15 protein-coding genes are annotated in these 13,916 nt (G+C 62.3%); 2 read left to right on the top strand and 13 right to left on the bottom strand.

Annotated features, from left to right (window positions below):
* Positions 1–83: 83 nt before the first annotated feature.
* The 9 genes from AC0J41_RS27625 to AC0J41_RS27585 all read right to left on the bottom strand — a co-directional run bounded on the left by AC0J41_RS27625 (position 84) and on the right by AC0J41_RS27585 (position 8,589).
* Complete coding sequence (locus tag AC0J41_RS27625; RefSeq protein ID WP_473014114.1) at positions 84–1,589, bottom strand: YdgA family protein; 1,506 nt, start codon at positions 1,587–1,589, stop codon at positions 84–86.
* Positions 1,590–1,880: 291 nt separating this feature from the next.
* Entirely contained in the window at positions 1,881–2,516 is a 636-nt protein-coding gene (locus AC0J41_RS27620) for a hypothetical protein (RefSeq protein WP_025113416.1), read from the bottom strand.
* Positions 2,517–2,609: 93 nt separating this feature from the next.
* Positions 2,610–4,052 (bottom strand): efflux transporter outer membrane subunit, encoded by a 1,443-nt coding sequence (locus AC0J41_RS27615; RefSeq protein ID WP_473014113.1) that lies wholly within the window; start codon positions 4,050–4,052, stop codon positions 2,610–2,612.
* Positions 4,049–4,936, bottom strand: coding sequence for an efflux RND transporter periplasmic adaptor subunit (locus tag AC0J41_RS27610; RefSeq protein WP_025113418.1), 888 nt, complete (start codon positions 4,934–4,936; stop codon positions 4,049–4,051). The genes AC0J41_RS27615 and AC0J41_RS27610 overlap by 4 nt, the downstream gene beginning before the upstream one ends.
* A complete protein-coding gene (locus AC0J41_RS27605) occupies positions 4,933–5,142 on the bottom strand; it encodes a DUF1656 domain-containing protein (protein WP_025113419.1) in 210 nt (69 codons plus the stop codon). The genes AC0J41_RS27610 and AC0J41_RS27605 overlap by 4 nt, the downstream gene beginning before the upstream one ends.
* Complete coding sequence (locus AC0J41_RS27600) at positions 5,139–7,202, bottom strand: FUSC family protein (RefSeq protein ID WP_473014112.1); 2,064 nt, start codon at positions 7,200–7,202, stop codon at positions 5,139–5,141. The genes AC0J41_RS27605 and AC0J41_RS27600 overlap by 4 nt, the downstream gene beginning before the upstream one ends.
* On the bottom strand, positions 7,199–7,627 hold the full coding sequence (locus AC0J41_RS27595; RefSeq protein ID WP_007961473.1) for a MarR family winged helix-turn-helix transcriptional regulator: 429 nt from the start codon (positions 7,625–7,627) through the stop codon (positions 7,199–7,201). Before AC0J41_RS27595 ends, AC0J41_RS27600 begins: the two co-directional genes overlap by 4 nt.
* A 130-nt stretch (positions 7,628–7,757) precedes the next feature.
* Complete coding sequence (locus AC0J41_RS27590; RefSeq protein WP_025113421.1) at positions 7,758–8,003, bottom strand: DUF2789 domain-containing protein; 246 nt, start codon at positions 8,001–8,003, stop codon at positions 7,758–7,760.
* Between the two features lie 124 nt (positions 8,004–8,127).
* Positions 8,128–8,589, bottom strand: a complete 462-nt coding sequence (locus tag AC0J41_RS27585) for an aminoacyl-tRNA deacylase (protein ID WP_025113422.1) — start codon at positions 8,587–8,589, stop codon at positions 8,128–8,130.
* A gap of 174 nt (positions 8,590–8,763) precedes the next feature.
* Here AC0J41_RS27585 and AC0J41_RS27580 point away from each other — a divergent pair, with 174 nt between their 5' ends.
* Both AC0J41_RS27580 and AC0J41_RS27575 read left to right on the top strand, forming a co-directional pair.
* Complete coding sequence (locus tag AC0J41_RS27580; RefSeq protein WP_025113423.1) at positions 8,764–9,294, top strand: NfeD family protein; 531 nt, start codon at positions 8,764–8,766, stop codon at positions 9,292–9,294.
* Between the two features lie 2 nt (positions 9,295–9,296).
* Positions 9,297–10,055, top strand: a complete 759-nt coding sequence (locus tag AC0J41_RS27575) for a slipin family protein (protein WP_003220464.1) — start codon at positions 9,297–9,299, stop codon at positions 10,053–10,055.
* Here the strand turns inward: AC0J41_RS27575 and AC0J41_RS27570 are convergent.
* The 4 genes from AC0J41_RS27570 to AC0J41_RS27555 are packed head-to-tail and all read right to left on the bottom strand — an operon-like array spanning position 10,021 to position 13,871.
* A complete protein-coding gene (locus AC0J41_RS27570; protein WP_473014111.1) occupies positions 10,021–10,995 on the bottom strand; it encodes a sulfotransferase family protein in 975 nt (324 codons plus the stop codon). The two genes, AC0J41_RS27575 and AC0J41_RS27570, sit on opposite strands and share 35 nt — an antisense overlap.
* Positions 10,983–11,768 carry an aspartyl/asparaginyl beta-hydroxylase domain-containing protein gene (locus AC0J41_RS27565; RefSeq protein ID WP_473014110.1) on the bottom strand — a complete coding sequence of 262 codons (786 nt, stop codon included), beginning with the start codon at positions 11,766–11,768 and terminating at the stop codon, positions 10,983–10,985. Before AC0J41_RS27565 ends, AC0J41_RS27570 begins: the two co-directional genes overlap by 13 nt.
* A complete protein-coding gene (gene cysC / locus AC0J41_RS27560) occupies positions 11,765–12,370 on the bottom strand; it encodes an adenylyl-sulfate kinase (RefSeq protein ID WP_473014109.1) in 606 nt (201 codons plus the stop codon). Before cysC ends, AC0J41_RS27565 begins: the two co-directional genes overlap by 4 nt.
* Positions 12,354–13,871 carry a TolC family protein gene (locus tag AC0J41_RS27555; protein ID WP_473014108.1) on the bottom strand — a complete coding sequence of 506 codons (1,518 nt, stop codon included), beginning with the start codon at positions 13,869–13,871 and terminating at the stop codon, positions 12,354–12,356. Before AC0J41_RS27555 ends, cysC begins: the two co-directional genes overlap by 17 nt.
* Between the last annotated feature and the right edge of the window lie 45 nt (positions 13,872–13,916).

Genomic DNA, 13,916 nt, shown 5'->3' with positions numbered 1-13,916 from the left:
TCAGCCGAAAACCCGTACACCAGACAGCAAAACGCCCGGCGTCTGGGGATCAGAGGCCGGGCGTTGCTATTTAGAACGCAGTATTACTGCACTTGCGTGACGCCAGCGAACTTGCTCATCAGGAAGCCGACGAACTGCTCGACGGTCATCTTCTGGCCGTTGAATTCCACCTGATTGGCGGCGTAATGCAGTTTGGTCACGACATTGGTGCCATCGACCGTCGCCAACTGGGAACCCACCGCCATGCCGGAGAACATGTCGGCACCGGCACTCGCCTGGTTGACGATGCCTTTGGCGTCAGTCTGGCCGTCGAGTTGCGCCTGGACGCTCAGCAGATCGACCAGCATCGGCTTGGACACCTGAATATTCAGATCCAGCAACGCGATCAGCTGTTTGCCCAGTTGATCCGGTGGCAGATCCATCGACTGCGGCTTGGTCAGGTCAATCACCAGACTGGCGCGGCTTTCACCGTTGGCGGTCTTCAGCGACAGGTTTTCCAGCGCGATCTGCGGCCCGGCGCCCAGCAGTTTCTGCAGATCAGCCTTGACCTGTGCCGACTCGGCTTCGGTCAGGTTCAGCTCCGGTGCCGGCAGGCCGGCTTCGGCAGCGGCTGCCGCGTCCTTCTCGTACGGCTGCAATTTGGTCTGGTAGATCTGCATCAGCGACAGGGTCGACGGGATGTCGAGGTTCTTCAGGCTCATGGCCATGCTGGCCGAACCGATTTTCTTGTCGTTGAGGGTCACTTCGCCGACCTGGTAGTCAGCACGGCCGGAGGCGTTGCTGCCGCTCTCTTCGGTGAGGTTCTTCATTTCGAAGTTCTTCACGCCGAGCACCGACTGCTTGGGACCGAAAGTGGTTTTGCTGTTGGTCAGCTCCAGGGTGTTTTCCCCGGTGTAGTAGCCGTAGCTGCTCTTGGTCAGGTTGCTGGCCAGGGTCAGACCGTTGAGTTCAACCTGCACCGGCGCCTGGTCTTGCGCCACGGTGACGAGTTTCAGGCTGTCCATGTAGCCGTCAGCCTTGACCTTCTGCGCCTGGGCACTGGCGGAGATGTTCATGGTCAGGCCGGAGAACTTCAGGCTCGACTGCTCGTCCAGCGCCGTTTCCAGCGGCAGCAGTTCGACGCTGCTGGTGGTGGATTCGTCGTAGCCGATGTTGGTCACGCCTTTGAGCGGCGCGGCGCCTCTGGTGGCGGCAAACCATTTTTCGGTGGCCGGGCTCTTTTCCAGCTCGTAGTTGCTGGTGGCCATGACCGGCAGCCACTTCAGCGACACCAGACGCGAGAACGGCAGCGGGCCGTGCTCGATGTGGTCGACGAACAGCAACTCGACCGGCTTGTCACCGAACATCTCGCCTTCACCCTTGAGGCGGTAGTGCGCGGTGCTGGTGAAGGTGTGACGCTCCAGCGACACCAGTTCCAACGACGCGCTGCCATTGGAGCCGGCCATCGCGGTCTGCAGCTCTTTGTTGGCGTTGGTGACGGCGTTGTTCAGCACGCCTTCAATCTTGGTCCCGGTGTACCAGGCCCCGCCGGCGCTGATCGCACCGATGGCAACAACAATCCCGAGAAGCACGCCTGCTGATTTATTCATGAATGACCTGATCAATGTCCGTGGCTGAAAGTGTGGTCGTCTTCCCTGAACCCGTGACCGGGTCGCGGCTCGACTCCGCTGAAATTAGCGGTGGAGATTAGCACTGGCAGCGCGAGGCGGCCCAATGTTTAAAGGTTAAAGAGTGTCTATGGGGAGTGTGGACAGTCGACAGGCAGGGAGAGTTTCGCTGTTATTGCAAACGCTTTCGCGAGCAAGCCCGCTCCCACAGATACAGCGTTGTCCTTGTGGGAGCGGGCCTGCTCGCGAAGAGGCCAGTGAAGGCAATGCACATCAGGAATACTGGACCTCGATCTCATCCAGTTGATGATCAAAGCTCTTGAGCCGCGCCGTCCAGGTATACACCAGCACTTCAAAGTCGCGATCGATCACCGCCCCGCCCGGCCCGTCGGCCCGGGGGTCGCAGAAGTCCAGTTGATAACGTTCGCGGGCCATCGCGGTGGCGACATCCGACAGTTCACGGGCGTTGTTGAGCCAGTGCCAGCCTTCATCGGCAATTTGTTTGTCGAGTTCCAGGCACTGCTTTTTCAGGGCTTCGAGGCTTTTTTCCAGCGGCGTGCCGGTGAGTTCGCCCATGACTTCGGCGAAAGTGCGCCCCGGTTGCCAGTAGCTGCCCCAGAAGTAGCGATCAAACACGGTTTCAACCCGACGCAGGGCAACTTTGGTATCCCAGATCAGCACCAGGGTCTTGCCCTGTTCAAGCTGTCTTTTCTTGACCCGCTGCACCTGGATCGACGCCCAGGCCACCACCACGATTGCCATCACCGCGATCAACGCTGTGGCGCTGTCGAGGAAGACCATGGCCTTGTCGATCTGGTGGGCCAGCATGATGCCGTAGAAATAGGTGGCCGATAGCAGCACCAGCGCTACCAGGGCGCACCAGAAGCCGAGAGCGTAAGGGTTTTTCATTATTGGTTTCCCCTAGACCAGCGCTAGCAATGTGCGCTGAAAGGGCGCCTTGCTCGGGGCGCCCTTCCAACACTTCAAAGCATAGCAACGGCTTCAGGGTTTGCTGGCGCTTGAGGCTTGCGTTCGTCCGCTTTCCCAACCACCGCCCAGCGCGAGGAACAAATCGATCTGGCTCATGGCAACCTGGGTGTTGGCGGCGGCCAGTTGCGCGGTGACGTCAGTGTAGGTGCGGGTCGCCTGCAGGTCGGCGAGGAACGACTCACGCCCCGCCTGGAAGAAGCGATGCGTCTGGTCTGCCGCCAGTTTCGCCGACTGCTCGGCGTCGGCCAGTGCGTCGCGGCGTTGCAGCAGCGCGCTGTACTGGGCCAGACCGGTCTGGGTTTCGCGGATGGCATTGAGTACCACGCCGTCGAAATGCGCCAGCGCGCCCTGGGTATTGGCTTCGGCTTCGCGGATACGCGCGCGGGCGCCGTTGGTCGGCACCTTCCAGCTCAGCGACGGGCCGAAGCCCCAGCGGTTGGTCGACGGATCGCCCAGATCGGAAACGATGCCGACGGTGCCGATGGTCGCGCCGATGCTGATGTCCGGGTACAGCTCGCCAGTGGCGACGCCAATACCGGCCGTCGCGGCGGCCAGACGACGTTCGGCCTGACGCACATCGGGCCGGCGCTTGAGCAGTGCCGCACCGTCGCCAACCGGCACCAGTTGAGCGATTTTCGGCAGTTCGGCGCAACTCGCGGTGCCGGCCGGCAATTGATCGACCGGTTTGGCCAGCAGCATCGACAGGCGGAACAGACCCGCCTGACGCGACGCTTCATAACGCGGCATGTCGGCGCGCAACGACTTGAATTGGGTTTGCGAACGGGTGACCTGGGTTTCATCGCCACGCCCGGCATCGCGCAGGCGCTGGATCAGGGTGGTGCTTTGCGATTGCAGGTCGAGGGAGTGCTGGGCGATTTCCCGCTCTTCATTGGCGGCACACACTTGGGTGTAGGCCCGCACCACGTCCGCCACCAAGGTGATGCGCGCGGTATCGGCCGCCGCTTGCGTGGCATCGGCGTTGGCTTTTGCCGCTTCGATGCCGCGCTGCAACGTGCCCCACAGGTCGAACTGATAAGAAGCACTGATGCCGATGTCAGCAACGTTGGCCACCGGCACTTTTTCCGGCAGCAGGAACGCCTGACCGGATTCCTGCAAGCGCTGCGCGCCCATCTTCACGCCGCCGCTCCAGCCACCGGCCGCTTCAGCTTCATCGACCTGCGCGCGGGCCCGCGACAGGTTCGCCGCCGCCACCCGCAAGTCAGTGTTGGACGCCATGGCCTGCTGCACCAGTTGGTCCAGGCGCGGGTCCCGGTACAAACGCCACCAGTCCGCCGGCACCGGCGCCGACACCACCGGCTTGCCGTCCACCGCCAGTTCACCCTGAAAGTCCTTGCGCTGGACTGCCGCGTCAGCGGGCAGGTGATAGTCCGGCCCGACCATCTGACACGCCGAGAGCATCACGCCCAACCCGGCGATCATCAGGAGCCTGTTCATTGCGCAGGCTCCTGCTTTTGCTCGTCGATGATCGACACGGTGGCAGTACGCCCGGCGATCATGCGGAAGTCTTCCGGCACATCGTCAAAGGCGATGCGCACCGGAATCCGCTGCGCCAGACGTACCCAGCTGAATGCCGGATTGACGTTGGGTAGCAGGTTATTACCGCTGGTGCGGTCGCGGTCTTCGATACCGGCGACGATGCTTTCGACATGCCCGCGCAGCTTGGCCTTGTCACCGATCACGCGGATATCCACGGACTGGCCGACATGAATGCCGTCGAGTTTGGTTTCTTCGAAATAACCGTCGATGTGGAACGAATTGCTGTCGACCACCGACAACACCGGACGCCCGGCGGTGACGAATTCCTGCACACGCGGCGCGCGGTCGTTGACATAGCCGTCCACCGGGCTGCGGATCACCGAGCGGTCGAGGTTGAGCTGAGCGCTGTCCACCGACACCAGCGCTTCGGCCAGGGCCGATTGCGCCCGGGCGACCTTCGACTGGCTTTCTTCCAGCTGTTCGGCCGGCACCAGGTTGCCCAGGCCACGGTTACGCTTGGCTTCGCGCTGCGCCTGGGCGAGGGTTTCTTCGCGGTCGGCGACTGCGGCCTTGGCCTGACGCAGGGCCAGTTTGAAACGGTCCTGGTCGATGCTGAACAGCACTTGGCCGCGCTTGATCAACTGGTTGTCCTTGACCTCGACCTGCTGGATCAGCCCGGACACGTCCGGAGCGATCTGGATGATGTCGGCGCGAATGTGGCCGTCGCGGGTCCACGGCGCAAACATGTAATACATCACCATGCGCCAGACGAGGACGACGGCGAAAGTCACGATCAGCAGGGTCAGTACCACGCGACCGATGGTCAGAAACGGTTTTTTCATGTCATCAGGTATCGACTGAGTGAGTCCACGCCGTACAACAGCACAGCGTAGAGAGCCACGTTGAACAATGCCCGGTGCCAGACCAGACGGTAAAAGTGCAGACGTATAAGCACGCCGTGCACCAGCAGAAACAACACATAGGTGATGCCCATCAGCACCAGCAGGGTCGGCAGGAAAATGCCGCTGATATCCAGATCACCGATCATAGGGGCGCTCCATCGGGCAGCGGTTCTTCGGCATCGCTCGTGCTGACAAATTCCACGCCGGGCAACAACGCCAGGCGCAAACCGCTCAGGGCATGCAACAGGTTTAGACGGGTTTCTTCGTCGCCGTGGCCTTTGAGCGCACGGCGCGCGCGGTCCATCGTCATCAATAAGGGGCTCGGTGCCGGCAAGCGTTCGCCAGCCTTCAGGCAAGCGCGGAAATACTCGCCGACCTCAGCCACGACTTGTTGCAGCAGGACCTTCGGCGCGCCTTCGACACGCGGGGTGTAGGCCAGCAGATCCAGCAGGTTCAAGCCGACACGCACTTCACGCATGGCGATACCGGTGTCCTGACCGGTCATCGCCAGACGTGGCAGGTGCTGCATCAGGCGGTCGAGCAACTGCACGCCCAACTGCCGGTGTTCGGCGAGGTTGGCCGGCTCGGTCATGTGCACGATGTCTTTCCAGCTGAAGCGGGTCAGACGCTTGGCCGCCAGCTCGACGCCGAACGGACGGGCAATCAGGGTCCAGATGAACGCAAACAGCAGCCCCATCGGCCCGGCCAGGTTGGAGTTCACAAAGGCGAAGAAGTCCGCGTCGTACGCGCCCTGAATGCTGATGAACGACGAGGTGTTGACCAGCGTCAGGAGCATGCCGAGGTAGAAACGCGGCTGCACGGTCAGGGTGCCGACACAGATGAACGGAATCGCAAACGCCAGCACCAGCATCGGAAAGTCGTGCAGGTTCGGCAGAATCAGAAACAGATAGAGGCTGGCGAACAGCACCGACATCCCGGTCCAGAAAAAGAACCGGTAGATCTGCGGCGCCGGGTCGTCCATCGAGGCGAAGAAACTGCAGGCCACCGCCGCCAGAATCACCGCACTGCCACCGTCCGGCCAGCCGAGCAGAATCCACAACGTCGAGGCGACGATGATCGCCAGGATGGTCGAGGCCACCGAATACAGCATCATCCCGCGGTCGAGAAACGGCGTCAGCCGTCCGAGGCGCCAGTGCCGGTAGACCGCACGCCAGCTGTCCTGCCGTTCGCACAGAATTGCGTCCTGCAGGCTGCGGCAGTCCTGCCACAGATCGATGAATTCGCCGAGGCGATAAATCGAGTTGGAGAACAGCAATTGCTTGCGGTCTTCCAACGCTTCGCAGTTCGGTTGCAAGGCCTGAAGCTGATCCTTGAGGGCCTGCCAACGCGCCAGATCGGCGTCTTTATGAGCGAGCCATTCACGGGTTGCCGCCAGCAGCGGCGCGAATTTCTCCACCAGTTCCGGCGTGCGTCGTTCAAGGGCGTAGAGCGAGTCTTCAAGGGCGTCGATTACCGGTAACAGGTGAATCATCCGCCCACGCAGCTCCTTGGTGTTGCGCACGGTTTGCGGCCGGGAACCTTCGTGAGGCAACTGGCCGATCATCAATTCCAGGCTGTTGAAACTGGCGACCATGGCCATGCGCAGGGCCGTGACTTGCTCCGGCTGCACATCGCGGCTGAGAAATTTCAGGCTGTATGTCGTGGCATCGGCGAACCACTTGCTCACTGCGTCGTTGAACACCGGCGCCAGCCGGCGCGGCCAGAACATCGCGCCGATCACCGCCGCCACGGCGATGCCAAGGAAAATCTCTTCGGTCCGCGCCTCCGCCACGTCCCACACCGCCAGCGGGTTATCCACCGTCGGCAAGGCAATCAGCGGCAAGGTGTAGCCGGCCAGCATCAGCGCGTAGTTATTGGCGGTACGCAAGTGCAGCGACAGGAACAGCAAGATCCCCGTCCACAAGGCGATGACCACCACTAGCACGTAAGGGCTCTGCACGAACATCGGCACGAACAGCACCGCCGCTGCAGCCCCGAGAAAGGTGCCGATGGCGCGGTACAAAGCCTTGGAACTGGTCGGCCCGAGAAACGGACTGGAGACGATATACACCGTGGCCATCGCCCAGTACGGACGCGGCATTTGCATGAGCAAGGCGATGTACAGCGCGATCATCGACGCTGCAAAGGTACGGACCCCGTAGAACCAGTCCCGGGCCGGAGGAATGCCGGAGAAAAAACCGTTCAAGAATTGATCACCACAGGCGGATTGGCCGCCTCAAAAGCTCTCAGTACCCGAAGCGTAGCTTCCAGATCACTCTGGTCGATGCCTTCGAGCACTTCATGACGCAGACGTACCAGTTCGATTTCCACCGCTTGCACCAGCTCGCGGCCGGTGTCGGTCAGGCTCAGGCATTTGGCCCGGCGATCCTGCGCATCTTCGGTGCGACAGACATACCCGGCATGACACAACTGATCGAGCAGGCGCACCAGCGACGGACTCTCCATGCCCGCCGCCTGCGCCACCTGCACCTGCCGCACACCCTCACCCAACCGCCCGATCATCAACAACGGCACGGCGCAGGCTTCGGAGATGCCGTAGTTGACCAGCGTGGTCTGGCAGATCTTGCGCCAATGCCTGGCGGCCACCACCATGGCACTGCTGATGTTCATCTGGAGAGCGTCGAGGGAATTCGGCACGGGGAAATGCACACTGTTAGTTTGCTAACTATCAATATCGCATTGGCGGGGAATTTCAGTCAAGTTTTGAAACAAATCTTCACTCAGGCGTTTCAGCACCTCTTTACGCATCGCGCCCCTTACGCAGCAGCACATTCAACTGATCCACCACCTCCGCCCAATCTGCATCATCAAGAATCTCGCTGCGCAAAAAATCCGCCTGGCTTTGGGTCCAGAAGAACGCGTCCGCCAGGTGCAGTTCGGGTTTGAGTGGCGAGTGGGTGGCGATGAATTGCTCGATGCTGGTCGGGTCGCTGCTCAGGCCGAGTTGGTCGAACAGGGACGGCAGGCTATGGCTTGGCTGCTCCATTGGAGGACTCCTTCAAAAAATCGGTGCGAGGAAGATTCGCGAGTAAGCCCGCTCCCACAGGGGATTGCGGTGAACCTGTGGGAGCGGGCTTGCTCGCGAAGGCGTCAGTGACAACACCACACCCCTATTGACTCAACTCCCGCACCTGCGCATGCGGCACCATTCTCAGGAACTCGGGCATGCTCATGTGCAGTAGATAGTTGTGGTTGCCGGCTTCCAGATAGATGTCTTTCTGCCGTGTCAGCAGCGGGTCAATGACCATGTCCAGGCCGTAGGAATCACCCAGCGGCGGCACCGCGCCGCGTTCGCAGTCATCGAAGATGTGCGCCAGATTGCTTTCCCGGGTGACCTGCCATTCGCCGCTGTTGCGCACTTTACTCAAGTCCAGATGCCGGCTGGCCGGCAGCACGGCCATCAGGTAATGCCCGTGGTGGTCGTCGAGGATCACCGATTTGGCTACCCGTTCGGCGGGTACCCCGCTGACCCGTGCGGTTTCCAGGCTGCTGGCCGAGTGCCGGTGGGCCACGACGTCATATTCGCAGTGCGCCCGGTTCAGGCTGCTCTGTACCTTTTTTGCCATACGCATGATGCACCTCGGTGTCACGCTGAACGTTGTTGCTGTTCTGCTGAGTCTAGTTCGGCACGCCGCTGGCGACGGGAAATCCGCTCACTGGACGCATCCGCTCATTGATCAAGATTCATCCAGCGCCAGGCTCAACTAGACTTAAAGAACCACCCCAAGACTCTCCCGGAGGGTCACGTGAACAGCCGATGTTGTGCGTTTGCCTTGTTACTGCTGCTCAGCGGCTCGACCTTCGCGGCTGATGTCCCGCTGACCGCGGTCAATCCGGTCGGCCTGTGGCTGATCACGCTCGGCATTGCCTTTCTGATCGCCGAAGCCGCGCTGCCCAACTACGGGGTAATCGGCCTCGGCGGGATCATCATGTTCGTGATCGGCGCACTGATTCTGGGCAATGCCGAATTACCGGTGCCGATGATCATCGGCCTCGGCCTGATCAGCGCCTTGCTGCTGATCGCATTGATCCTGCGCGCCTTGAAGACCCGGCCACGCCATGCCGTCAGCGGCGATGCCGGGCTGGTCGGCAGCGTGACGGCAGTGACCACCGTGCAAGCGGAAAACGCCCACAACGGCTGGGTGCAATTGCAGGGTGAACACTGGCAAGTGCACAGCGCGACACCGCTGCACACCGGACAAGCAGTGCGCGTGGTCGGGCGTAATGGCTTATTGCTGAAAGTCGCCGCGACTGACGCGGTGCGACACGGAGAGTGATCATGGGTCTGCAAATCGGTTTTGTTGCACTGCTGCTGTTGGTCATCGCCCTGGCCGGGTCGACGTTCCGCATCCTGCGTGAGTACGAGCGCGGCGTGGTGTTCCAGCTCGGACGCTTCTGGCAGGTCAAGGGGCCGGGGCTGATCCTGCTGATTCCGGTGGTGCAGCAAATGGTCCGGGTCGACCTGCGCACCGTCGTCCTCGATGTGCCGCCGCAGGATGTGATCACCCGCGACAACGTCTCGGTGAAGGTCAACGCGGTGCTGTATTTCCGTGTACTCGACCCGCAGAAGGCGATCATTCAGGTCGAAGATTTTCTCTCGGCCACCAGCCAACTGGCACAGACCACCCTGCGCGCGGTGCTCGGCAAACATGAACTGGATGAACTGCTGGCCGAGCGTGAGCAGTTGAACATCGATATCCAGCAGGTGCTCGACGCCCAGACCGACGCGTGGGGCATCAAGGTCGCCAATGTCGAGATCAAGCACGTCGACCTCAACGAGTCGATGGTGCGTGCCATTGCCAAACAGGCTGAAGCCGAACGCGAGCGCCGGGCCAAGGTGATCCACGCCGAAGGCGAACTGCAGGCCTCGGAAAAACTCATGCAGGCTGCCGAAATGCTCGGCCGCCAGCCCGGTGCGATGCAACTGCGCTATATGCAGACCTTGAGTTCGATTGCCGGCGACAAGAGCTCGACCATTGTCTTTCCGCTGCCGATCGAGCTGCTTAAGGGGATGGCGGATCTGTCGGGCAAGTCTTGAGCGCGCGCCAGCGCTCCAGGGCCGCATAGGGCGCAGCCGCGCAGCTTCGCACCCGCGCCTGCAACTGCGGCGAAGCCTCGCGACGCTTGTCTTCGCCATCAGCGACAAAGCGTTGCGACGGCTGCTTGGCGTGCTGCGCAGTCGCCGCCAACACCTGCTGACGCTGCTCGACGTTCAACCGGAAAAATCCGGCCAGCCGCCCCGTCATGGCTCCGGGCAATTCGCTGTAGTTCACCGCCAGACCACCCCCCTCGCGGCAATGGATGCACCCGGCCTCAAGCAATCGTCCCAACCGTCGCGCGATGAAGTCTTCGCTGCCTGCAAACGGCAATCCATCTTCCAGCACACAATCACCGAGCATCCCCGGCACCATATGCATCCCCGGACGGCGCACGTGCGATACGGCGATTTCCAGCGGATCGCGATACACAAACAGCCATGGCGTGTCGGGAAAACATTCCCGCAACAGCGGCCATTCGCCGATGTTCCACGCATCGAGTTTGATCACCAGCCGCTGCTCGACACCACGTAGGCGTTGCCCATAGGCCGAGAGCAGACCGGCAATGGCTGCCTGGCGCTCAGCCGCCGGCAAATCACTGCGTAACAACGCATCCAGCGCCGGTGGCTCCGACACCACGATGTGATCTTCAAGTCGGGCGAGCATCTGGCTGATCAGCGTCGAACCGCAACGCGAGGCGTGCAGGATGAAGGCGCTCGGGATCAGACCGGGGCTTTGCACCTGCCACTCGGTCAACGTCGACAGCGGCGTCAGTCGCCGAAAAGCCTGATTGAAAGGCAGGCGCAGCGCCTCCTCGACCACATCGCGGAAAAACGGCTGATGCAAGGGCGTATCGCCGAACCAGCACCAATCGACCTGCCACAGCCCCGCCACCGACCAGACCCGAATCGGTAACCAGCCGTCGAAATTCAGCCGCGCCATTGCTCGTTCCATTGTCGACGACCGTGGCGCATCGCGGTGCGCAGTTCTTCGCGAGAGAACGGCAGGCCGTGCGCTGCGGCCAGCTCAAGCGTGCGGCTGATGAACACTTCAGGATCAGCCAAAGCCTTCAACGTCGCGGCCAACTCAGCATCGGTCGTCACTAGGTGCTGAAAACGCTGCAACGCCGTATCCGCCAACCCGGGTGCAGGCGTGCCCGGCAAGCCATCAGCGATCATCTGCATCAGCCAGCTGCCGGGGCGGCAATCGAGCACCAGATGCACCCGTGGCGACGTATCGAAGTTATCCACCCGATGCGCACGGGCAAGGTCGAGAAACCAGCACTCCCCCGCCGCCATCGGCATGCGCTGCCCCTCAAGCCAGAAGTCCACGGCGGGCGGACTGAGCAGCGGAATGTGCAGGCGCAGATCCGCGTCCGGGCCGTCGAGATCGTAATCACGGTGTTCATGAATCCGCCCGCCCGGCCCCAGCCGCAGCAACCGCGCGCTGACGATATCCAGCGACAGATCGCGCAACCCGCCCTGCCAGCGTGCGTCGCGCAGCCAAGGCAGACGAGGCAGCGGTTGCCCGCGCCCGGGTGACAACTCGGTCAACGCATCCGCGGCCGAAATCAGCGCCACGCCGCTCCAGTCCCCGGAAAAATACTCGCGATTGAAATGACCTTGCCAGGCGTCCTCGGCAATCGCCTCCAACGCCTGCAACAACAGCGGCAGATCGACCGTCACCGGCAGGCGCGAAGCAAGTGGCCGGCTCATGCCCTGGGCAACACCGAACACTCACCGAGCCAGGTCAGCAAGCGGTCCAGACACGCCTCGACCGATTGCCCGCCAGTGTCGAGCACCAGCGAAGCCTGCAGCGGCGGCTCGTAGGGCGCCGACACCCCGGTGAATGCAGCCAGTTCGCCACGCCGGGCGCGGGCGTAATGACCTTTCGGATCACGCTGCTCGCACACCGCCAGCGACGCGCTGCACCAGACCTCGCGATAGTCCTCGCCCAAGCGCCGGGCCAATACCTCACGCAACTCCACCAGCGGCGCGATCAGCGCCAGAATCACGATCTGCCCGTTTTCCACCAGCAACGCCGCCACCTCGCTGGCGCGGCGGATGTTCTCCAGCCGATCGGCGTCGGTAAAACCCAGGTCACGGTTGAGCCCGACCCGCAGGCCGTCACCATCAAGCACCACACTCTGCAGACCACGTGCGAACAACTCGGCGTGCAGCGCTTGCGCCAGGGTGGATTTGCCTGCCGCCGGCAGGCCGGTCAGCAAAATCGCCGCACCGCGATGGCCATTGCGGGCCTCGCGCTGCGTGCGGCTGATGCTGGCGACCGGCGCCAGCAGGTTATTTGGCAGTGGCATGCGCCACCACGGGTACCGAGATATCCCCCGAGGCCCACGCAGACTCGCGGTTGGCCAGTGCCGTGGCGATCGATTGCACCTCGGTTGACTGCACCTGATCCGGCAACGGATCGAGGCCGGCGCTGGCGAAGATCTGGCCGTAGGCGTTACGAAGATCGGCGTACGACAAGTCACGGCGCAAGTCCGCCTGGAGATTGTTCAGTTCGCCCTGAATCAATTCGAGTTCGCCAATGCCGGCGGCTTGATGCCGGTTGCGCAGCTGACCGACGATTTGCCCGTCGATGTCAGACAATTGCTGGTTGGTCTTGAACTGACGCAGCGCCTCTTGATAGTTGGCGTTGGCCACATACAGCTGCGCCAGCACCGCAATCGACATCGCCTGACGCCGCGCGGTGGCGACTTCTTCACCGGCCTTGGCGACATCGATCGCCGCCGGAGCAGAGATCACGTTGAACAGGTTCCAGGTGACTTTCACCCCGTAATCGGCCCAGCCCTGTTCGACGAGGAACGAGTTGCTGTCGTAATGCCCGCCGGCGGAAAACTCCAGGCCCGGCAGCAGGCGCAGCATGGCCTTGCGGGTTTCGGCGGCGCTGATGCGGCTCTGGTAGTCCTGCTCGCGCAGCTCCGGACGGCTGGTCAGCGCTTCCTGCTCAAGCCTGGCCATGGCGACCTTGAGCTCGGGAATCTGATAACCGTCGTCGGTTGCCAGGGTCAGGTTGGTGCCCAGCGGCAGGTTGATCAGCGTTGCCAGCTCGGTTTTCGCCAGCGACAAGGCGCGCCGCTGTTCTTCCAGTTGCCGGGTGGCTTCGATCAGCGAACGCTTGTAACCCAGCGCCTGCACCGGATCACCGATGCGCTGATCACTCAGGCTCTGACTGTCGCGCCGGGCGGTATCGACCCGCGCCATCAGGCTGTCGATCTGCTTGAGCAGCCGCTCGGCCGCCATCGCTCGCCAATAGGCCGACCGCACGTCCTGGACGATGGTGTTGATCACCTTGCGCCGGCGCTCCTGCACGATCAGGCGCTGGTCGCCCTGCTGCTTGGCGCTGATGTAGCTGACGCCGAAGTCGAGGACGTTCCAGACCATGGTCAGGTCGGCGACATCACGGTCACGGTCCTGCGAGGTCGACGGTTCCAGGGACTGGGTGCCGGTGCGTACGCTCTGGCTGCTGGAGGCGTTGACGTTGTTGCGCCCGACGTATCCGGCATCCAGCGCCATGCGCGGCAGCATGTCGAAACTGGCGAGGTCGAGCTGCCGCTTGGCCAGCGCTTCCTCCATGATCTTCAACCGGCCTTCGAGGTTGTACTTAACCGCGCGGGCCATGGCCTGATGCAGGGTCAGCGGGCCACGCAGCGGCTCCTGATCCTTGTACATGCTTTGCAGGTCGCTTTTGGCCCGCTGTTCACTGACGCTGCGCTCGATCGGTTCACTGGTTACTGCACATCCGCTGATCGCCAGCGCCAGCAGGCTGGCGCCGAACAACTTCTGACTTTTCTTCATCCCTGGATCGCCCCTAGATGCCGCACCGTATTGAGTAGTTGGGTG

The sequence above is a fragment of the Pseudomonas sp. Arb-4-2C genome (assembly GCF_055755015.1).
This window is presented reverse-complemented; position numbering and strand designations above follow the sequence as displayed.